This is a genomic window from Pseudomonas fluorescens (genome assembly GCF_018614775.1).
In the GTDB taxonomy this organism is placed as follows: Bacteria; Pseudomonadota; Gammaproteobacteria; order Pseudomonadales; family Pseudomonadaceae; genus Aquipseudomonas; species Aquipseudomonas fluorescens_BY.
Genome location: NZ_JAGGOF010000013.1, coordinates 1 through 20,066 on the forward strand (window position 1 = coordinate 1; position 20,066 = coordinate 20,066).

Below are 20,066 nucleotides of genomic sequence, written 5' to 3' on the forward strand. Positions count from 1 at the left end.
CAACTATCCTGACACCGGGGGCGATGATCACGCCTATGTAATCCACTTCCAGACCTTGGCAGGTGTGAATGCAACCGACTTGTTCAATGGAGTTTTCCGCGATGATCCACAAGCTACCGTCCTGGTCCAGATTCCATTGGCGTGCATAGTCGTCGCCGATCACGATATCAGATGCCCTGGGGTCTTTTTTGCTTAGCCAAGGCCAGCAATAACCCGCGACGACGCGAGCTTTGTTTGCGTGATTTTTTTGCGCAATGGCCGCGTGCATCGCCTGAGGAGAGCTGAACACTTTGAATTCGTACTCGCCCGTATCGAGCAGCGGGTTAGCGGTCGTCCGAATAGCCAAAACGTCATCCAGCCAAGCCAGATAACCATCTGAACCGCTGCAACGAAACTGAGATGACAACGTATATTCTTCCACGGTCGCGCCTTTGGCTTTGGCAAAGGTGCGGATAGCTTGCTTGCTACCAATGTCGCTCAAGGTCACACGTTGGTCTTCATCAATGAAGAAGATGGAGCATTTCGCCGAGTGGATCAGTTCCTTGATTTGATTCTCGCCCAGGTTTCCGTAAAGACCACTTTTCTCATTCAACCTGTGAGCTTCGTCGACAATTAGCGCGTCGAAGGAATTAGGCTCAGTTTCGATAAACGCTCCCGAACCAGAAAAGAAATTGGAAAAATGGCTACGTTTGACAGTACCGACCAGTTTGCTCTCGTACACCTTACGAGGCGCGGCATTTTTTGAGACGTATTTGCTCAATAGCTTCAGCCCGGTGAGTCTCACCAGCAAATTAATCGCTAAGACAGTTTTGCCGGTTCCAGGGCCGCCCTCGATGATCAGAACCTTGGGCGCAGCTATGGAAGCTTCAGTTGCAGCAACGAGTGCCGATTCGAAGATTTCTTTCTGGTCGTCAATCAAGACGAACTCTGGTTTGCCTTTCATGAGCCCAGTAAGCGCTTCGGCTAGCGCTTTGGACGGACGAATCTTTCCTTCAGAAAGTTCGTAAAGGACTTCTTTATTGTCACCGTGTGCGATGTGTTTTTTTAGAAAGCTCCGCAGCTTTGTGAGCTCTTCGGGCCCTTTGAGGAACAGCGGTGCTTTGCTGGTATGGGCTTCGTAGTGAGTAGAGTTGATGACACCGTCGCTGACGTAATTATGGAGATAGGCACAGGGACGAATTTCGATGCTTTTGTCATAAACCGCTTCGTTAAAACCTTCCAATAGCGCTGCGTATGACCAGACTTGGTAGGACGGGTGAATGGTTTCAACGAGACCACCACCCAAGGACGTTTTGACAATTGCATCCTTGCTGGTTGCGCTTGCCTTGCTCCATTGCTTCAACTCGATCAATACGGCTTTTTTTGCTTGGTTTTCGTCGCGACCAGTAAGTAGAAAGTCGATACGTTTCGAGGACTGTGGAATATGCAACTCAATGGCCAAGCCGGCATCATTGGGTAGCTCATCGTCTCGGAGTACTTTTGCCATGTAGGTCAGGGAGCCCTGCCATGACCTGATTTCTGACGCACCTACCCTCTTACCAGTGGCCTCTTTGAAGTGTCTGAGGATCACTTCCTCAATGTCGTCGTTATCGTTGTCTTTGAGAAATTGCTGTTTGGTCGCAGCGTAAACGATCACAGAAGATCCTTAGAGCACTGAGTGTCAGAGTTGGTCGTACTTCTTGCTGGTATTTTTGGCTTTGTCGGCGGGGTACTTCTGGCCGTTCAGAGCAAGCTTGTTTGAAACCGCCTCGTTGAGATCGACCCCGAGCACACTGCTTAAGCGAACCAGGTACATGAATACGTCAGCCAGTTCGTCCTTTACGGCTTGGGCGGTCGAGGGTTGCTTGGCCGCAGCCATTGAGTCGGCATCGCTCATCCATTGGAAAACTTCGCAAAGCTCACCCACCTCGCCTGTAAGCGCCAGCAAGAGGTTTTTAGGTGAGTGGAACTGCTGCCAATTACGGTCATCAGCAAAACGCTGAAGCGACGCTGAAAGATTCTCGACGTCGACTAGTTGTCCAGAAGTGCTATTTGCCTTGCCCACAGGCCTACCTCTTGTTCAGCAACAGGACCGCGACCGAACAGCCGCGTCCGAAATTTAGAGATGGATTGTAAGAGTTTTCTCTTGGAGGCGTACGCTTTTCACAGAGGTGTCGTTCGACAACGGGTTAGCACCGATCGTTTGACGCAACGCCGGGCAGAGAATGCTTGCGTCTGCTCACTCGGCGCTCAGCGAATATTGGCGGTAGGGTTATTTCAGACATTAAAAAGCCGGCTTATGGCCGGCTCCCCGTTGACTGATTCAGCTCGTTTTTGACAAACCTTACCAGCCTTCAAAACGTACACCCGGCTCTTGCGGCCGGCTGTGGGACTTGGTCAGAAAGTGATCTGCCTTGTCGGTGCGAGGCGTGGGCTCGCAAATGTGGGGCGGAGGATACGTGGGTTTTGGGCAAAATCCCAGTGGAAGTTGTGTTGAATCATTGGGTTAGGGTTGAGAGGAAGAGCAGGGCTGCTTCGCAGCCCAGCGCGGATAAATCCCCTCGCCACAAAAGTTCGGTCACAGTCCTCCTGCTGCAGGTTTCCTGTGCAAGGCTCAATCAAACACCTGCGGCCTCTGCTTGTTAAGCGTGGACCACCAGAACACCCAGCCCAGTACCCGGATATTTTGCGCGTCGATCTGTTCGGCGCTGAAGACTTCGTCGGGGTAGGCGGCGCTGTTGTGGCTGCGTAGGCGCAGGCGGTTGCCGGGGATTCGGTGAAGGTATTTGATGCGCAGCATGCCGTCGTGTTCGAGGGCGTAGATCTGGCCGTCGATGACTTGGGTGAGGCCGCGGTCGATGGCGAGGATGGAGCCGTCTTCGATGCGTTCGGCCATGCTGTCGCCGACCATGGTGATGCAGATGGCGTCGCTGGGGTTTATTTCCAGGGATTCGAGGTGGCTGCGGGGCAGGCGGACGGTTTGGTCGGGGACTTCGATGATGTGGGTTTTGTGGCTGCCCGGGCTGATGGGGGCTTCGGTGTAGAGGGGCAGGTCGATGTCCTGGGCTTCCACCACGCTGTAGACGCCCTGGATTTCGGCGGCTTCATAGGTGGTGCCGGGGCCCAGGCCCAGTGGGGTTTGCGGGCCTTCGCCGGTGGCGAGCCATTGCGGGCTGACGGTCAGCAGGCCGGCGATGGCGTGGATGCGCCCAGGCGGGATGCCACGGTTGAACCAGTTGTTCACGTGTTGGGATTTCACGCCGTATAACTTCGCGAAGTCGGCGGAACGGATATGGGCTTCTTTGAGAAGGGCTCTGAAGCGGTCGCCACTGGAGATGATTTTCATAAACGGAAAGTTTAGGGGCGACGGTGTTTTCGGCAATAAACATGTCGTTCAGATTTATAAGACAATCTTTCCGTTTGCAGGAATTGAAAGGAGCTGGGTAAACGCAGTTAAACGTTATTAATACTTGGATGTATTAAGCGTTATTAAGGCATAAAAAAACCCCGGTGCAAACCGGGGTTCTTCCACATATTCAGTCTCAGCCTTTGTAGGCGGCAACCGATTTGGTGATGGCTTCGCGGGCGGCGTCTGCACCGGCCCAGCCTTCGATCTTGACCCATTTGCCTTTTTCGAGATCTTTGTAGTTCGCGAAGAAGTGCTCGATCTGCTGGATCAGCAGCGGTGGCAGGTCGGTGTATTCCTTCACGTCCACGTACAGTTGCGACAGTTTGTCGTGTGGCACTGCGATGACTTTGGCATCGCCGCCGCCGTCGTCGGTCATGTTCAGGATGCCGACCGGACGGGCGCGGATGACCGAGCCTGGGGCAACCGGGTAAGGGGTCACGACCAGCACGTCGAGGGGGTCACCGTCGTCGGCCAGGGTGTTGGGGATGTAACCGTAGTTGGCCGGGTAGAACATCGGGGTGGCCATGAAACGGTCAACGAACAGGCAATCGCTGTCTTTGTCGATTTCGTATTTGATCGGGGCGTGGTTGGCCGGGATTTCGATCGCGACGTAGATGTCGTTCGGCAGGTCTTTGCCAGCCGGAATCTTGCTGTAGCTCATTGGGCGGTGCCCCCGTTAGTTGACGAAATGACTGGTCGGATTGACCAAAAAGTGGCGGCGATTATAGGCATATTCGGCCGCTGATGCCACGTATCCAGGGTCTTACAGACTTTGGTATGACGCCTGATAGACCGGATCCTCGGCCTGAAGTTGCCGCAGCCGGGCGAACGGATCCTGGCGGTAGAACGCCTTGAGCTGGTCGTAGACCCGGGGATAGGCCTGGTGCAGCAGGTCCGGGGCGCTGAAGAAGTATTCGCTGGTGACGGCGAAGAACTCCGCCGGGTTTTCCGCCGCGTAGGGGTCGATGACGGTGTCGGCGTCCGGGTTCTGGTCCAGTTGGCGATTGAGATCGTCGTAGGCCTGTTGCATGGCCTCGGCCCAGTCGCTGACCCGCATGCCGGCGTGCAGTGGCGGCAGGCCGTTGGCGTCGCCGTTGAGCATGTCGAGTTTGTGCGCCAGTTCGTGGATCACCAGGTTGTAGCCGTCCCAGCCACCGCTGGCGAGCACGCCGTCCCAGGCGAGGATGATCGGCCCTTGTGGCCAGGCTTCGCCACTGTGTTCGCCGTCCCATTCGTGTTCGATGCCGCTGGCGTCGCGGTAGCGCTGGGGGCTGAGGAAGTCGTCGGGGTAGAGCACGATTTCGTGGAAGCCCTGGTACCAATTCAGCTCGCCCAGGTGCATCAGCGGCAGTTGGGCCTGGGCGGCGAGCAGCAGGCGTTGTTCCTGGTGCAGTTCGACGCCGGGCAGGGCGGTCAGGTGTTTGTCCTGCAGGAACAGTACGCAGGCTTCGCGCAGCCACTGGTCCTCGGCGGCGCTGATGCCGTCGAGGAAGCTCAAGTGCTGGCGCACCCGTTGCCAGGTGTCCTCGGCCACGGGGTGCCGGGCGAGAGTGCGTTGGCGGCGCCAGGCGCTGAGGGACCACATGGGCGATCAGGCTTTCGAGGCGCGCTGGCCCATTTTGCTGCGGACCAGGCTGATGATCATCGGCAGCAGCGACAGCAGGATGATGCCCACCACCAGCAGCGACAGGTTTTGCTTGATGAACGGCACGTTGCCGAAGAAGTAGCCGAGGGTCACCAGGCCGCCGACCCACAGGACGGTGCCGAGGACGCTGAAGCCCAGGAAGCGCACATAGTGCATTTTCCCGACGCCGGCGACGAAGGGCGCGAAGGTGCGGATGATCGGCAGGAAGCGCGCCAGGGTCACGGTTTTGCCGCCGTGCTTGTCGTAGAAGTCATGGGTTTGCTGCAGGTAGTCGCGGCGGAAGATTTTCGAGTTGGGGTTGCTGAACAGTTTTTCGCCGGCGGTGCGGCCGATGAGGTAGTTGGTGCTGTCGCCGAGGATCGCCGCCAGCATCAGCAGGCCGGCCAGCAGGAGTGGGTCCATGGCGCCACCGGCGGCCACTGCGCCGGCGATGAACAGCAGGGAATCCCCTGGCAGGAAGGGCATCACCACCAGGCCGGTTTCGCAGAAGATCACCAGGAACAGGATGGCGTAGACCCACGTGCCGTAGTTGGTCACCAGCATGTCGAGGTAAACGTCGAGATGCAGGATGAGGTCGAGGGGATTGAAATCCATGCAATACACCTGTGGTGACGGCCTGATGGGGGCAGGCGTGGGGGCTGATTTGAGAGTGTGTAGCTTTTGCTTACAAGCCGGGAAAGTCGGGATTATACGGGCTGGAATGTGATGGGCGTGTTGAGTTTGTTGCTGGGGATTTCGAAATAGGGAGTGTCCAGGAAGCGGGACGCGGAGCGTCCCTGGCGGCATTCCCACGCGGGAGCGTGGGAACGATCAGGGTAGCGGTCAGAGATCGTCGCTGATCGGCAGCACGTAGTTTTTGAATTCGGTGTCTTCCTTGAAGCCGATGGACTCGTAGGTTTTCTGCGCCACTTCGTTGTTGCTGCTGGTGGAGACGCGCATGCGCACGGCGTTGGTTTCCTTGGCCATTTTCTTTGCGGTGCGGATCAGGTGGTCGGCCACCAGTTGGCGGCGGGCGTCTTCGGCGACGTAGATGTCGTTGAGGATCCACACGCGCTTGAGGGACAGTGACGAGAAGCTCGGGTAGAGCTGGCAGAAGCCCAGCAGTTTGCTGTCGTCGTCATCGGGCAAGGCCAGGTAGATGACCGATTCCTTGCGGCGCAGGCGCTTTTCGAGGAAGGCCCGGGACGAATCCGGGTATGGCAGCGAGCCATAGAATTCCCGGTATTTGACGAACAATGGGGTCAGCAGGTCCAGGTGTTCCAGGGTCGCTTGAATAATCCGCATGGCAGGTCTCGTTCACAATGGTCGACATGGCGTCTGACAACAACGGCGCTCTGCCGTGCTTTGATGCTGCCTGAAAGCGGATCAAAAACGCAATTGGCTATACGGATCAGTTTCGGGGCGGCATCAGTAGGAAATTACCTTTCATATCGGCACCGTTTTCCGACTCTAGAGTGTGAACCTGGGCTTCGTCCTTCAGGTTGACCCCCGAGAGCTGTCTGCGACAGGCCTCGCGCATCAGGTAGACCAGGCGATGGGCCGCCATGCCGTAGCTCAGGCCTTCGAGTCGGACGTTGGAGATGCAGTTGCGATAGGCGTCGGTCAGGCCGACCTTGGGGTTGTAGGTGAAATAGAGTCCCAGGCTGTCGGGCGAACTGAGGCCGGGGCGTTCGCCGATCAGGATCACCGACATTTTTGCACCGAGCCGTTCGGCCACTTCATCGGCCACCGCGACCCGGCCTTGTTCCACCAGGATCACGGGCGAAACCGACCAGCCATCCGCGGCGATCTGTTCTTCCAGCCGCGCCAGAAACGGCAGGGTATGGCGATGCACGGCCAGCGCCGACAGGCCGTCGGCGACCACGATGGCCAAGTCCATGCCAGCGGGATGGGCGGCGGCGTAATCGTCCAGTGCCTGGGCCGAGGCTTCATCCAGACGCCGCCCCAGGTCCGGGCGCTGCAGGTAACTGTTGCGGTCGCTGGCGGCGCTGTGGAGCAGCAGGCTCTCGCGGCCGCGCTCGGTCAGTTGTGCGCGAATGCCCGCGTGGTCGAAGGCTAAGTGCACCGCATCCCGCGCCTGGGCATGGGCGTACTGGAAGTCCAGCTGCGCCTGGGTCGGCAGGCTGGTGCCGGTGCGGCCCAAAGCGATGCGCGCCGGGGTCAGGCGACGCAGTTCGAGCCAGGGGTTTTGCGGGTCGACAGGTTGTTTGTCCATCGGCAGATCACTCATCCCAAATGCGCCTTATCCAAGGTGAGCCAGGGCGTGACGAAACGCCGGTGGCAGGTTGTCGCCGAACCGCACCCGGCCGTCGGCCTGGGTGAAGATGCCCATGTTCGCCAGCCATTGCTCGAATTCCGGCGCCGGTTTCAGGCCCAGGGTCTGGCGGGCGTAGAGGGCGTCGTGGAACGAGGTGGTCTGGTAGTTGAGCATGATGTCGTCGGAGCCGGGGATGCCCATGATGAAGTTGATCCCGGCCACGCCCAGCAGGGTCAGCAGGGTGTCCATGTCGTCCTGGTCGGCTTCGGCGTGGTTGGTGTAGCAGATGTCGCAGCCCATCGGCACGCCCAGCAACTTGCCGCAGAAGTGGTCTTCGAGGCCGGCGCGGATGATCTGCTTGCCGTTGTACAGGTACTCCGGGCCGATGAATCCTACAACCGTGTTCACCAGGAACGGGTTGAAATGGCGTGCCACGGCGTAGGCCCGGGTCTCGCAGGTCTGTTGATCCACGCCGTGGTGGGCGTTGGCCGACAGGGCGCTGCCTTGGCCGGTTTCGAAATACATCAGGTTGTTGCCGAGGGTGCCGCGATTGAGGCTGAGCCCGGCGTCGTAGCCTTCTTTCAATACGTTGAGGTTGATGCCGAAACTGGCGTTGGCCGCTTCGGTGCCGGCGATGGACTGGAACACCAGGTCCAGCGGTACGCCGCGGTTGGCCGCTTCGATGGAGGTGGTGACGTGGGTCAGCACGCAGCCCTGGGTCGGGATGTCGTAGCGCTGGATGATGGCGTCGAGCATTTCCAGCATGGCGCAGATCGAGGCCGTGCTGTCGGTGGCCGGGTTGATGCCGATCATGGCGTCGCCGTTGCCGTAGAGCAGGCCGTCGAGGATGCTCGCGGCGATCCCCGCCGGTTCGTCGGTGGGGTGGTTGGGTTGCAGGCGCGTGGACAGGCGCCCGCGCAGGCCGAGGGTGCCACGGAACTTGGTCACTACGCGGATTTTCTGCGCCACCAGCACCAGGTCTTGCACGCGCATGATTTTCGACACGGCGGCGACCATTTCCGGGGTCAGGCCTGGGGCCAGGGCACGCAAGCTCTGCTCGTCGGCGGCGTCGCTGAGCAGCCAGTCGCGAAAGCCGCCGACGGTAAGGTGGCTGACGACGGCGAAGGCGTGTTTGTCGTGGGTGTCGACGATCAGTCGGGTGACTTCGTCGGCCTCGTAAGGAATCAGCATCTCTTGCAGGAAATGGCTGAGGGGCACGTCGGCCAGGGCCATTTGCGCGGCCACCCGCTCGCCATCGTTGAGCGCGGCGACACCGGCGAGGAAGTCCCCGGAGCGCGCCGGGCTGGCCTTGGCCATCAGGTCTTTGAGGCTGTCGAAGCGGTAGGTCTGGGCGCCGACGGAATGGGCGAATGCGGCCATGGGGCGGTGTCCTCCTGGTTCTGTAAATAACTCAACATGCCACCCGAATCCCTGTGGGAGCGAGCCTGCTCGCGATAGCGGCGGGTCAGTAACACATTAGCCGACTGATATACCGCTATCGCGAGCAGGCTCGCTCCCACAGGGGGTGTTTGGGGTCCAATAGAACCCCCCACAGGGCCCTGCGTGCACTGCTATAACGCAGGCACCGGGCACCCAAGCCCGGCACCGGTGCAACTCAGACACCTGTGAGCATAGCGTCCGCCGGCGCATCGGAGCGCTGCTTGGCGGTCAGTTGGAAGTACAGGTAGCCGACAATCATGAAACCGAGGAACACCAGGCCGATCACCGTGTTGAACCAGGCCATCGCCACCAGGCAGACCACCGCCAGGAACAGCGCGATGCCTGGCACGATCGGGTAGCCCGGCGCGCGGAAGGTGCGTTCCAGGTTCGGTTCGACCTTACGCAGCCGGAACAGGCTGAGCATGCTGATGATGTACATCACGATGGCGCCGAACACCGACATGGTGATCATCGCCGCCGTCAGGGTCATGCCTTGCAGGTTCACCAGGCCGTCGCTGTAGATCGCCGCGATGCCGATCACGCCGCCGGCCAGGATCGCCCGGTGCGGGGTCTGGAAACGCGACAGTTTCGCCAGGCCCCGGGGCAGGTAACCGGCGCGGGCCAGGGCGAAGAACTGCCGCGAGTAGCCGAGGATGATCCCGTGGAAACTCGCCACCAGGCCGAACAGGCCGATCCACACCAGCATGTGCATCCAGCTCGAATTGTTGCCGACCACGGCTTTCATCGCCTGGGGCAGCGGGTCGTTGATGTTCGACAGTTGGCGCCAGTCGCCCACGCCGCCGGCCATGATCATCACGCCGATGGCCAGGAACACCAGGGTCAGGATGCCGCTGACATACGCACGGGGGATGGTGCGTTTCGGGTCCTTGGCTTCTTCGGCGGCCATAGCCGCGCCTTCGATGGCGAGGAAGAACCAGATCGCGAAGGGGATCGCCGCGAAAATGCCCGGGATCGAGGCGAGGGTGAACTCATTGGAACCCGACCAGCCGTTGAGTACGAAGTTGCTGAAGCTGAAACCCGGTGCGACCACGCCCATGAACACCAGCAGTTCGGCGACCGCCAGCACGGTGACCACCAGCTCGAACGCCGCGGCGATGCTGACGCCGAGGATGTTCAGGGTCATGAACACGAAGTAGGCGCCGACTGCCGCGATCTTGGGATCGAGTTCCGGAAATTGCACATTGAGGTAGGCGCCGATGGCCATAGCGATGGCCGGGGGGGCAAAGACGAATTCGATCAGCGTGGCGATTCCGGCGATCAAGCCGCCTTTCTCACCAAACGCCCGTCGGCTGTAGGCGAATGGCCCGCCGGCGTGGGGGATGGCGGTGGTCAGTTCGGTGAAACTGAAGATGAAGCAGGTGTACATCAGCGCGACCATCAGCGCGGTGACGAGGAAACCCAGGGTCCCTGCGGTGCCCCAGCCATAGCTCCAGCCGAAGTACTCGCCGGAAATCACCAGGCCGACGGCAATGCCCCATAAATGCAGGGTGCCGAGTGTGGGTTTGAGTTGGGTGGTAGAAGTCATAAGTCCTCTCTGTTTTTTATTGTTTGATCGGTTGGACTTTCGGGTGTGTGTGGAGCGGATACGCAAGGCTCATGCCAGCGACAGGGCATTGATGCTGTGGTTTGGGTGGAGGACTTCTTGTCGATCGTTCCCACGCTCCGCGTAGGATTGCCTCAATGGACGCTCCGCGTTCGGCTTCAGGGGAACGCGGAGCGTCCCGGGCTGCATTCCCACGCAGAGCGTGGGAACGATCCGCTCCGGGGTTAGAAAAAGCCCAGCGGGTTGATGTCGTAGCTCACCAGCAGGTTCTTGGTCTGCTGGTAGTGGTCGAGCATCATCTTGTGGGTTTCCCGACCCACGCCAGACTTCTTGTAGCCACCGAACGCCGCGTGCGCCGGGTACAGGTGGTAGCAGTTGGTCCAGACGCGACCGGCCTTGATTGCCCGGCCCATGCGGTAGGCGCGGTTGATGTCGCGGGTCCAGAGGCCGGCGCCGAGGCCGAACTCGGTGTCGTTGGCGATCGCCAGGGCTTCGGCTTCATCCTTGAAGGTGGTGATGCTCACCACCGGGCCGAAGATTTCTTCCTGGAACACGCGCATCTTGTTGTTGCCCTTGAGCAACGTCGGCTGGATGTAATAACCGCTGGCGAGGTTGCCTTCGAGTTTTTCCACCTGGCCGCCGGTCAGCAGCTGCGCACCTTCACCCTTGGCGATTTCCAGGTACGAAAGGATCTTGTCGAACTGCTGCTCGGACGCCTGGGCGCCGACCATGGTGTCGGTGTCCAGCGGGTCGCCGCGTTTGATCTGCTCGATCTTCTTCATCACCACTTGCATGAATTCGTCGTAGATCGACTCCTGCACCAGGGCGCGGGACGGGCAGGTGCAGACTTCGCCCTGGTTGAAGAACGCCAGCACCAGGCCTTCGGCGGCTTTTTCGATGAAGCTCGGCTCGGCCTGCATGATGTCTTCGAAGAAGATGTTCGGCGACTTGCCGCCCAGTTCCACGGTGGACGGGATGATGTTTTCGGCGGCGCATTTCATGATGTGCGAGCCGACTGGGGTCGAACCGGTAAAGGCGATCTTGGCGATGCGCTTGCTGGTCGCCAGGGCTTCACCGGCTTCTTTGCCGAAGCCTTGCACCACGTTCAGCACGCCGGGCGGCAGCAGGTCGCCGATCAATTCCATGAGCACGCAAATGCCCAGTGGGGTTTGCTCGGCGGGCTTGAGCACCACGCAGTTGCCGGCAGCCAGGGCCGGGGCGAGTTTCCAGGCGGCCATCAGTAGCGGGAAGTTCCACGGGATGATCTGCCCGACCACGCCCAGCGGCTCATGGATGTGATAGGCCACGGTGTTGCCGTCGATTTCGGCGGCGCTGCCTTCCTGGGCCCGCAGGCAGCCGGCGAAGTAGCGGAAGTGGTCGGCGGCCAGGGGAATGTCGGCGTTGAGGGTTTCGCGCACGGCCTTGCCGTTGTCCCAGGATTCGGTGATCGCCAGGGTTTCGAGGTTCTGTTCGATGCGATCGGCGATTTTCAGCAGGATCAGCGAACGGGCCTGGACCGACGTGGCGCCCCAGGCATCGGCGGCGGCGTGGGCGGCGTCCAGGGCCTTGTCGATGTCTTCGGCCGTGGAGCGCGGGAATTCGGCGATGGGCTGGCCGTTGACCGGCGAGGTGTTGGTGAAGTACTGACCTTTGACAGGCGCGACGAACTCGCCGCCGATGTAGTTACCGTATTTGCTCTTGAACGAAACGATAGCGCCTTCAGTACCGGGGTGAGCGTAACGCATGATGAGATCTCCTTGGCTTTTTGTGCTTATTAGGGAGCCGCGCAGGTACGCGCTGGTATCAAAGCCTAGAGCAAAGGTCGGGCCATCGCCTTGCAGGGCCCTTAAATCAACACTTTAGGCGTAGATCACCGGACAGGCGGAGGGGGCGCGTGACGATTGCGATACAGGGTGGGTGACACTTTGTGCCATGGCTGAGACAGCGGCTGACTGGCGGGTCGCGCCAGCATTGCAAAGCGCGGGTTGCTGGAGGATGCTGGGGCAATCTATGGGATGCCAAGTAGTTGTGTAGATGGAGCGATAATCCTTTGCCTGGGACAAGTGTTCGAAAGTCGCTCCAATGAGGCTATAACCTTCGGGGAGAATAATAAGAAATGCACAGCAACCACCTGAGTCGCCACGCCCAGCAGGTCCTCACGGTCACCCAGGGCAAGGCCCATTTGCAGGGGCCCGGTAGCGATCCGTCGATTGCCCGTTCCTGGCTGCGCTGCCTCGAGGACTATCACCTCGATCCGTCCCAGAACCTCGCGCCGACGGTGCTTGAGCATGGCCGGGTGCTGGAAAGCCGCGAGCGTCTGCAACAGGTGTTGCACATTGCCGGCAATGAAATGACCAGCCTGCATCAACAGCTCTCCCCCGGTGCCGGCCACGCGGTGTTGCTGACCGACGCCCGGGGCGTGATCCTCAACTGCGTCACCGCCCCCAGCGAGCGCAGGATTTTCGAGCGGGCCGGCCTCTGGCTCGGTGCCGACTGGAGCGAGGCCTGTGAAGGCACCAATGGCATCGGCACCTGCCTGGTGGAGCGCCAGGCGCTGACCATTCACCAGGAAGAACATTTTCGCGGGCGTCACACCGGCCTGACCTGCTCGGCCAGCCCGGTCTTCGACCCCCAGGGCGAGCTGCTGGCGGTACTCGACGTGTCCTCGGCGCGGCCGGACGTGTCGCGCCAGAGCCAATTCCACACCATGGCGCTGGTCAATCTCTCGGCGAAGATGATCGAGAGCTGCTATTTCCTGCGCTGCTTCGACAATCAGTGGCTACTGCGCTTTCATTTGCAGGCCGAGTCCGTGGGCTTGTTCAGCGAAGGGCTGCTGGCGTTCGACGGCGAAGGGCGGATCAGCGCCGTCAACCAGAGCGCGTTGAATCTGCTCGGGCACATTCGCGGTAGCCTGCTGGGCCAGCCGGTGGAAGCCTTTTTCGATTGTTCGCTGGACGACCTGCTGGGCCGCGCCAGTGCCCATGCCAGCGCCAGCTGGCCGTTGCGCACCCGCGACGGGCGGCCTCTGTTCGCGGTATTGCGTGGTCAGCCGCGCAGCATCCCGGTGCCACTCGCCCCGGCGCCCAAGGTCGTCGAGCCTGCGCGCTTGCCGGGGATCTGCCTGGGGGATGCGCTGTTGCAGGAGCATTTTCGCAAGGCGCTGCGGGTCTTCGAGCGCGACGTACCTTTATTGATCAACGGCGAGACCGGCTCCGGCAAGGAGGCCTTCGCCAAGGCCGTGCACCACGCCAGCCAGCGCGCCGGGAAGAATTTCGTCGCCCTCAACTGCGCGGCCATTCCGGAGAGCCTGATCGAGAGCGAGCTGTTCGGCTATCGCGGCGGCAGCTTCACCGGCGCGCGCAAGGAAGGCATGCGCGGCAAGCTGCAACAGGCGGACGGCGGTACGTTGTTCCTCGATGAAATCGGCGACATGCCCCTGGCCTTGCAGACCCGGTTGCTGCGGGTACTGGAGGATCGCCAGGTGGTGCCGATCGGTGGCGAGCCCGAAGCGGTGAACGTGCGCATCATCAGCGCCACCCACCGGCAATTGTTCGAACGGGTGCAGGACGGCAGCTTTCGCGAGGATCTGTACTACCGGCTCAACGGCCTGGAAATCCCTTTGCCGGCGTTGCGTGAACGCAGCGACAAGTCGCAGTTGCTGGATTTTCTGCTGGCCGAAGAGAGTGGTGCCGAGGCGATCACCCTCGACGAGCCGGCGCGTCAGGCGTTGCTGGCGTTCGATTGGCCAGGCAACGTGCGGCAACTGCGCAACGTGCTGCGTACCCTCGTCGCGCTGTGCGATGGCGGGCGGATTGGCGTGGAGGACTTGCCGGCCATGATTCGCCAGGCGCGGCCTCAGGTGGAACCAGCACCTGCAACCGAACATCCGCTGGAGGATGCTGAACGGCTGGCCTTGCTCAACGCGCTGGAGCAGACGCGCTGGCACATGACCCACACCGCCGAACAACTGGGCATCAGCCGCAATACCCTCTACCGAAAGCTGCGCAAGCACGCCATTGCGCGCTGAGCACAGCGCTTGCTTACACCGGAGCATCCCTGAAGAAATAGCCCCTTGTGGGAGCGAGCCTGCTCGCGATGACGGCAACACATTCAAAATAGTTGTCAGCTGACCCACCGCTATCGCGAGCAAGCCCGCTCCCACAGGGTTGTGGTGTGAAGTCGAAAGACCAGGTGCGATTTCCCCCTCCCTACGCTAACCTGCGGCCATGTTTTACGAGGTCGACTATGCACATCCATATTCTCGGTATTTGCGGCACTTTCATGGGTTCGATGGCGGTCTTGGCCAAGGAGCTGGGCCATCACGTGACTGGTTCCGACGCCAACGTCTATCCGCCGATGAGCACGCAGCTGGAAGCCCAGGGCATTGAACTGACTCAGGGCTATGACCCGGCGCAGCTGGACCCGGCGCCGGACCTGGTGGTCATCGGCAACGCCATGTCCCGGGGCAATCCGGCGGTGGAGTACGTGCTCAACAAGGGTTTGCCGTATGTGTCCGGGCCGCAGTGGCTGGCCGATCATGTGTTGCGGGGCCGTTGGGTCCTGGCCGTGGCCGGTACTCACGGCAAGACCACCACCAGCAGCATGCTCGCCTGGGTGTTGGAGCACGCGGGCATGAGCCCGGGCTTCCTGATCGGCGGCGTGCCGCAGAACTTCTCGGTGTCGGCGCGCCTGGGCGGTACACCGTTCTTCGTGATCGAGGCCGACGAATACGACAGTGCGTTCTTCGACAAACGCTCGAAATTCGTCCACTACGGTCCGCGCACAGCGATTCTCAATAACCTTGAGTTCGATCATGCCGACATCTTCCCCGATCTTCCGGCCATCGAGCGGCAATTTCACCACTTGGTGCGAACCATTCCGAGCGAAGGCCTGGTGATCCATCCGACCACCGAACCGGCGCTGCAGCGTGTGATCGAAATGGGCTGCTGGACTCCGGTGCAGACCACCGGCGCCGGCGGGCAGTGGCAAGTGAAGTTGCTCAAGGACGACGGTTCGCAGTTCGAAGTGATGTTCGAAGGTGTGTCTCAGGGTGTGGTGGAGTGGGACATGACCGGCCAGCACAACGTCGCCAATGCCCTGGCGACCCTGGCGGCGGCCCGTCATGTCGGCGTGGTGCCGTCCATGGGCATCGCCGCGTTGAGCGCGTTCAAGAGCGTCAAGCGCCGTATGGAAAAAGTCGCCGAGGTGCGCGGCATCACCATTTATGACGACTTCGCCCATCACCCCACCGCCATCGCCACCACCCTCGACGGTTTGCGCAAGCGCATCGGCGACGCGCCGTTGATTGCCATCATTGAACCGCGCTCCAACTCCATGAAACTCGGCGCCCACCGCGATGGCCTGCCGGAAAGCGTGGCCGATGCCGACCAGGTGATCTGGTACGCACCGGCCAACCTCGGCTGGGACCTGGGCGCCACCGCCGCGCTGTGCAGCGTGCCGTCGATTGTCAGCGATTCGTTGGAAGGCATCATCGAGCGCGTGAAAAGCCAGGCCCAGCCCGGCACCCACGTGGTGATCATGAGCAACGGCGGCTTCGGCGGCCTGCACGGCAAACTGGCCGAGGCACTGCAATGAACAGTGGCCCCGAACGCATCACGCTGGCGATGACCGGTGCTTCCGGCGCCCAGTACGGCTTGCGGCTGCTCGATTGCCTGGTGCGCGAAGACCGCGAGGTGCATTTCCTCATCTCGAAAGCGGCACAACTGGTGATGGCCACCGAGACCGACGTCACCCTGCCGCCCAAGACCCAGATGATGCAGGCGTTCCTCACCGAATACACCGGTGCGGCGGCGGGGCAGATTCGCGTGTACGGCAAGGAAGACTGGATGTCGCCGGTGGCCTCGGGCTCCGGCGCGCCGGCCGCCATGGTGGTGGTGCCGTGTTCCACCGGGACGCTGTCGGCGATTGCCACCGGGGCCTGCAACAACCTGATCGAGCGGGCTGCGGACGTGACGCTCAAGGAGCGCCGCCAGTTGATCCTGGTGCCGCGGGAAGCGCCGTATTCGAGCATTCATCTGGAGCACATGCTCAAGTTGTCGAACATGGGCGTGACCATCCTGCCGGCCTCGCCGGGCTTCTATCACCAACCGCAGACCATCGACGACCTGATCGACTTTGTGGTGGCGCGGATTCTCAACCTGCTGAACATTCCCCAGGACATGCTGCCGCGCTGGGGCGAGCATCATCTGAGCAGCGATGAATAAGGTCCTGCTGATGGTACTGGCGTTGCAACTGACCGGCTGCGCCACCGCCCGCACCCTAGACGCCGCGAAGCCCGGTGCACCGGTGGTGTATGCAGGCACGCGCCTGGATCTCTATGCCCTCAATGGCGGTTGCTGCGCCAAGGACCGCTTCGGCGCCGAGGCCCCGAGCTACCCTGGCGTTGACCTGCCGGGCAGTGCGCTGCTCGATACCTTGTTGTTGCCGTTGTCGTTGTTTACGGCGATGGGGGTGGGTTTTCAGGCGACGGGCGGCATGTAAACATTGCCGCAGCTGTGTCTGCTGGGAATGGGGTGGCCCCATCGCGAGCAGGCTCGCTCCCACAGTCGAGCGCATGCCTGCTGAAGAAACCCGATCCACTGTGGGAGCGAGCCTGCTCGCGATGGCGTCCGGCCAGGCGATACAGACTTACTTACCCAACTTACGCAACTCATCCGACTCCACCACCCGCACCCCATCCTGTTCTTCCAGCGCCAGGCGCCACATGGCGCGGGCCAGTTGGCAGGCTTCGATGCCGTGGTATTTGCCCGGGATCAGCTTCGACAGCGGCCCGGCCAGCTGCTCGGCCAGGCGCGGTTCGACGCGGTCGCCCAGCAGCAGGGAGGGCCGGCAAATGGTCAGCTGCGGCCAGTCCTGGGCCTTGAGGGCGGCTTCCATTTCGCCCTTGACCCGGTTGTAGAAGATCGACGACTTGGCGTCGGCCCCCAGCGCGCTGATCACCACCAGGTGCCGTGCGCCCAGTTCCCGCGCGCGCTTGGCGAAGGCCACGACCAGGTCCAGGTCCACGGCGCGAAAGGCTTGTTCGGATCCGGCGATCTTGATGGTCGTGCCGAGGCAGCAAAAGGCGATATCGACCTGGCCGCTGAGGCGTGGCAACACGTCGGCCGGTTCCCCAACCGGGTTTTCCAGGCGCTGATGCTCGGCCAATGGCCGGCGAGAGGGTGCCAGGACCCGGCTGATGGTCGGCTCGTTGAGCAGCCGGTCCAGTAGGTGTTCCCCGGTCAGCCCGGTCGCGCCGGCGAGCAAAACATGCTGAGGCGTCAGGTACATAGTGTTTCCCCCTTGATACGGTTCAGCTTAGTTGCTCTTTATGGCCCCGTCGTTCAATGCAGCACTTTGCAACGCTTTTCGCGCCTGTTGTTTGCGCAGCAGCTGCCAGTGGGACAGGACCGTCCTTGGCGCCCAGATCTGCGGTTCGGAGGCCTCGAAATTGTCCGCCTGCTCGCGCTCGGCAACGATGGCGCGGGCCTTCTTGAAGGCTTGCTCCAGATCGTCGGTCTGGTTCAGCGCCTGGGCGAACAGGGCATCGCCGAAATAGGTGAAGTTGGCTTCCTCGGAGCAGCCGAAGGACACCCGGTCGGCCCGTGATGCAGTCATCACCAGGGTGCGTTCGTCCTTGAGCGCCGGGATGAAACCGCCGGAGTAGCAGGCCGAGATCACCACGATCTTGTCGCGGTTCTTCAGCGGCGCCAGGACCACCGCCAGTTCGTCGGCGGGCAGGTCGGCCAGTTCCATGCGCGGCTGGTCGAGCACCAGTTCATGCTCGCTGGTGCCGTGGCTGGTCAGGTAGATGAAGATCAGGTCTTCCGGGCCGCTGCGTTCGGCCAGGGTGGCGGCGGCGCGGCGCAGGCTTTCGCGGCTGGCCATCGGCCGGTCGCCGAGGTGGTCGCGGTGGTTCACCAGGCGGATCTGCCCGAACGCGCCGAACCGGCTGGCGAGCATGTTGGCGACGTAATCGGATTCACGCAGGAACACGCTTTGCTTGCCATCGCCGCCCAGGGTCAGGCTGTACAGCTCCACCGCCGGCGTGGAGGCGGGGATATTGGCGAGGGCATCGTCCAGCAGGCGGCCCTGGGCCAGCAGGCCGGTTTCAAGCACGTCCGGCAATAGCCGGCCGTCAGCGTCGCGCACTCGCTGGCCGTTGGCCCAGGTGCCGCTTTGCACTGTGCCGTCGGTGAGCACCAGGGTGCCGCGCCCGTGATAGCTGTCGCTGTCGAACTGGCCGACGTAGAAACTGCCGTCGGGCAGGTTCAAGCGGCCCTGGCCGGTGAAGCGCCACTCATTGAATTGCCCGAGATAATGGCTGCCGTCGGCACCGATCAGTTCGCCCTTGCCGGTCAGCGCACCGTCCTTGAACTGGCCGATCCAGACGTCGCCGTCGGCGTTTTCGTAGCGACCGCGACCGTTGAGCTGGTTGTTCCTGAAGCCGCCCACGTAGACGTCGCCGTCGGCGCTGTTGAAGGTGCCCTTGCCCTGGAGTTGGCCATCGACGAAGTGCCCGGTGAACTGGTTGCCGGCGGCATCGAAGCGCTGGCCTTCACCGTTGGGCTTGCCGTTGGCGAAGGGGCCCTGGTACTGGCTGCCGTCTTCGAGTTCCAGGCGCCCGAGGCCCGAATACTGGTCGGCCTTGAATTCGCCGCGGTAGGTCATGCCGTTTTCCTTCAGCGTCCCTTCGCCGTCGCGCCGACCCTGCTTGAAACCGCCGGTGTAGCTGCTGGTCGGCGTGGTCAGGCTGCCCTGGCCGTGGAACAGGCCCTGCTGGAACTGGCCGCGATAGACCTCGCCGTTGCTGCCGTGCCATTCCCCGGTGCCTTGCCACAGGCCCTTGTGGAACTGCCCGGCGTACCAGCTGCCATTGGGGTAGTCGATGCGGCCCTGGCCTTGCAGAAAGCCGTCCACCAAGTCGCCGCGATAGCGTCCGCCGTCGGGCAGGCGCGCGTCGGGCGGCAGCAGCGATTCGCCGTCGCCGCAGGCAGTGAGCAACAGGGTCAGGGTGAGGGGAGCGAGTAAGCGCATAGCGGGATCCAGGTCATCAGGCCACGAGTATGCCGCAGCTGTACCCTCTGGATATAGAGAAGCGATGCGAAACAGCATGAGCGGTTTCGCGACCGCGAAGGGTTACACGAAGCAGAGCGACAGGGGTTCGGCGATGTAGGCGGGTTTTTCCGAGCCCTCGATTTCCAGCGTGGCGGTGGCCTTGAGCAGCCATTGGCCGGGCTTTTTCTCGATCGCGTCCACCAGCTCGACCTTGAGCCGGACCTTGGAATCCACCTTCACCGGCTGGATGAAACGCACGCTGTCCAGCCCGTAGTTGACGACCATCTTCACGCCTTCGGGCAGGATCAGGATGTCTTCCATCAGCTTGGGCATCAGCGACAACGACAGGAAACCGTGGGCGATGGTGCTGCCGAACGGGGTTTGCGCGGCCTTGACCGGGTCGACGTGGATGAACTGAAAATCGCCAGTGGCTTCGGCGAACAGGTTGATGCGGTCCTGGTCGATGGTAAGCCATTCGGAACGTCCAAGTTCCTTGCCGACATAATCTTTGAACGCTGCAACGGGAACATAGGGCATTGAGACTCTCCTTGGGTTCATCGGTGTTGTCTTGTTTTGGAGCGGCGGCCTGCGCCCCCGGGAATCACTGTAGATCAACATGACGCGCCAGTAAGGTCACCGACCATGCTTTTTACGAATGCCGACCCATAGCGTCGGCATGCTTATAATGCCGGCGCATTCAATGGGTACGTATTGC

18 protein-coding genes are annotated in these 20,066 nt (G+C 61.4%); 4 read left to right on the forward strand and 14 right to left on the reverse strand.

Annotated elements, in window-relative coordinates:
• From J7E36_RS03800 to exaC, 11 genes are all read right to left on the reverse strand, one after another.
• The coding region (locus J7E36_RS03800; protein ID WP_215000038.1) for a DUF2075 domain-containing protein at nucleotides 1–1,636 on the reverse strand (1,636 nt) is incomplete at its 3' end.
• A 24-nt stretch (nucleotides 1,637–1,660) separates the two neighbouring features.
• Nucleotides 1,661–2,044: a nucleotide pyrophosphohydrolase gene (locus tag J7E36_RS03805; protein ID WP_215000040.1), complete on the reverse strand. Its 384-nt coding sequence runs from the start codon at nucleotides 2,042–2,044 to the stop codon at nucleotides 1,661–1,663.
• 549 nt (nucleotides 2,045–2,593) lie between these two features.
• Complete coding sequence (locus J7E36_RS03810) at nucleotides 2,594–3,325, reverse strand: LexA family transcriptional regulator (protein WP_215000042.1); 732 nt, start codon at nucleotides 3,323–3,325, stop codon at nucleotides 2,594–2,596.
• 196 nt (nucleotides 3,326–3,521) lie between these two features.
• On the reverse strand, nucleotides 3,522–4,049 hold the full coding sequence (ppa, locus tag J7E36_RS03815; protein WP_003205933.1) for an inorganic diphosphatase: 528 nt from the start codon (nucleotides 4,047–4,049) through the stop codon (nucleotides 3,522–3,524).
• A gap of 102 nt (nucleotides 4,050–4,151) precedes the next feature.
• Nucleotides 4,152–4,973, reverse strand: coding sequence for a zinc-dependent peptidase (locus tag J7E36_RS03820; RefSeq protein ID WP_215000045.1), 822 nt, complete (start codon nucleotides 4,971–4,973; stop codon nucleotides 4,152–4,154).
• Between the two features lie 6 nt (nucleotides 4,974–4,979).
• The gene (locus J7E36_RS03825) at nucleotides 4,980–5,627 is read right to left on the reverse strand and encodes a DedA family protein (RefSeq protein ID WP_215000052.1); all 648 of its coding nucleotides are present in this window, start codon (nucleotides 5,625–5,627) and stop codon (nucleotides 4,980–4,982) included.
• Between the two features lie 228 nt (nucleotides 5,628–5,855).
• Complete coding sequence (locus J7E36_RS03830; RefSeq protein ID WP_215000054.1) at nucleotides 5,856–6,317, reverse strand: GNAT family N-acetyltransferase; 462 nt, start codon at nucleotides 6,315–6,317, stop codon at nucleotides 5,856–5,858.
• Nucleotides 6,318–6,423: 106 nt separating this feature from the next.
• Nucleotides 6,424–7,248, reverse strand: a complete 825-nt coding sequence (gene eutC, locus J7E36_RS03835) for an ethanolamine ammonia-lyase subunit EutC (protein ID WP_215000108.1) — start codon at nucleotides 7,246–7,248, stop codon at nucleotides 6,424–6,426.
• Nucleotides 7,249–7,275: 27 nt separating this feature from the next.
• Entirely contained in the window at nucleotides 7,276–8,670 is a 1,395-nt protein-coding gene (locus J7E36_RS03840) for an ethanolamine ammonia-lyase subunit EutB (RefSeq protein ID WP_215000056.1), read from the reverse strand.
• 235 nt (nucleotides 8,671–8,905) lie between these two features.
• Nucleotides 8,906–10,276, reverse strand: coding sequence for an ethanolamine permease (gene eat / locus J7E36_RS03845; protein WP_215000058.1), 1,371 nt, complete (start codon nucleotides 10,274–10,276; stop codon nucleotides 8,906–8,908).
• Nucleotides 10,277–10,518: 242 nt separating this feature from the next.
• The gene (gene exaC, locus J7E36_RS03850) at nucleotides 10,519–12,039 is read right to left on the reverse strand and encodes an acetaldehyde dehydrogenase ExaC (RefSeq protein ID WP_215000060.1); all 1,521 of its coding nucleotides are present in this window, start codon (nucleotides 12,037–12,039) and stop codon (nucleotides 10,519–10,521) included.
• Nucleotides 12,040–12,410: 371 nt separating this feature from the next.
• Between exaC and J7E36_RS03855 the strand changes: the two genes are divergently transcribed.
• The 4 genes from J7E36_RS03855 (at nucleotide 12,411) to J7E36_RS03870 (ending at nucleotide 16,795) form a co-directional block, all read left to right on the forward strand.
• Nucleotides 12,411–14,321, forward strand: coding sequence for a sigma-54-dependent Fis family transcriptional regulator (locus J7E36_RS03855; RefSeq protein ID WP_215000062.1), 1,911 nt, complete (start codon nucleotides 12,411–12,413; stop codon nucleotides 14,319–14,321).
• Between the two features lie 218 nt (nucleotides 14,322–14,539).
• Nucleotides 14,540–15,889 carry a UDP-N-acetylmuramate:L-alanyl-gamma-D-glutamyl-meso-diaminopimelate ligase gene (gene mpl, locus J7E36_RS03860; RefSeq protein ID WP_215000064.1) on the forward strand — a complete coding sequence of 450 codons (1,350 nt, stop codon included), beginning with the start codon at nucleotides 14,540–14,542 and terminating at the stop codon, nucleotides 15,887–15,889.
• Nucleotides 15,886–16,518, forward strand: coding sequence for a flavin prenyltransferase UbiX (gene ubiX / locus J7E36_RS03865; protein ID WP_215000066.1), 633 nt, complete (start codon nucleotides 15,886–15,888; stop codon nucleotides 16,516–16,518). Before mpl ends, ubiX begins: the two co-directional genes overlap by 4 nt.
• Nucleotides 16,511–16,795, forward strand: coding sequence for a YceK/YidQ family lipoprotein (locus J7E36_RS03870; protein ID WP_215000068.1), 285 nt, complete (start codon nucleotides 16,511–16,513; stop codon nucleotides 16,793–16,795). Before ubiX ends, J7E36_RS03870 begins: the two co-directional genes overlap by 8 nt.
• A gap of 147 nt (nucleotides 16,796–16,942) precedes the next feature.
• Here J7E36_RS03870 and J7E36_RS03875 read toward each other — a convergent pair whose 3' ends face one another.
• The 3 genes from J7E36_RS03875 to J7E36_RS03885 all read right to left on the reverse strand — a co-directional run bounded on the left by J7E36_RS03875 (nucleotide 16,943) and on the right by J7E36_RS03885 (nucleotide 19,888).
• A complete protein-coding gene (locus J7E36_RS03875) occupies nucleotides 16,943–17,584 on the reverse strand; it encodes an oxidoreductase (RefSeq protein WP_215000070.1) in 642 nt (213 codons plus the stop codon).
• Between the two features lie 27 nt (nucleotides 17,585–17,611).
• Nucleotides 17,612–19,330 (reverse strand): C13 family peptidase, encoded by a 1,719-nt coding sequence (locus J7E36_RS03880; RefSeq protein ID WP_215000072.1) that lies wholly within the window; start codon nucleotides 19,328–19,330, stop codon nucleotides 17,612–17,614.
• A 102-nt stretch (nucleotides 19,331–19,432) separates the two neighbouring features.
• The gene (locus tag J7E36_RS03885) at nucleotides 19,433–19,888 is read right to left on the reverse strand and encodes a MaoC family dehydratase (protein WP_215000075.1); all 456 of its coding nucleotides are present in this window, start codon (nucleotides 19,886–19,888) and stop codon (nucleotides 19,433–19,435) included.
• Between the last annotated feature and the right edge of the window lie 178 nt (nucleotides 19,889–20,066).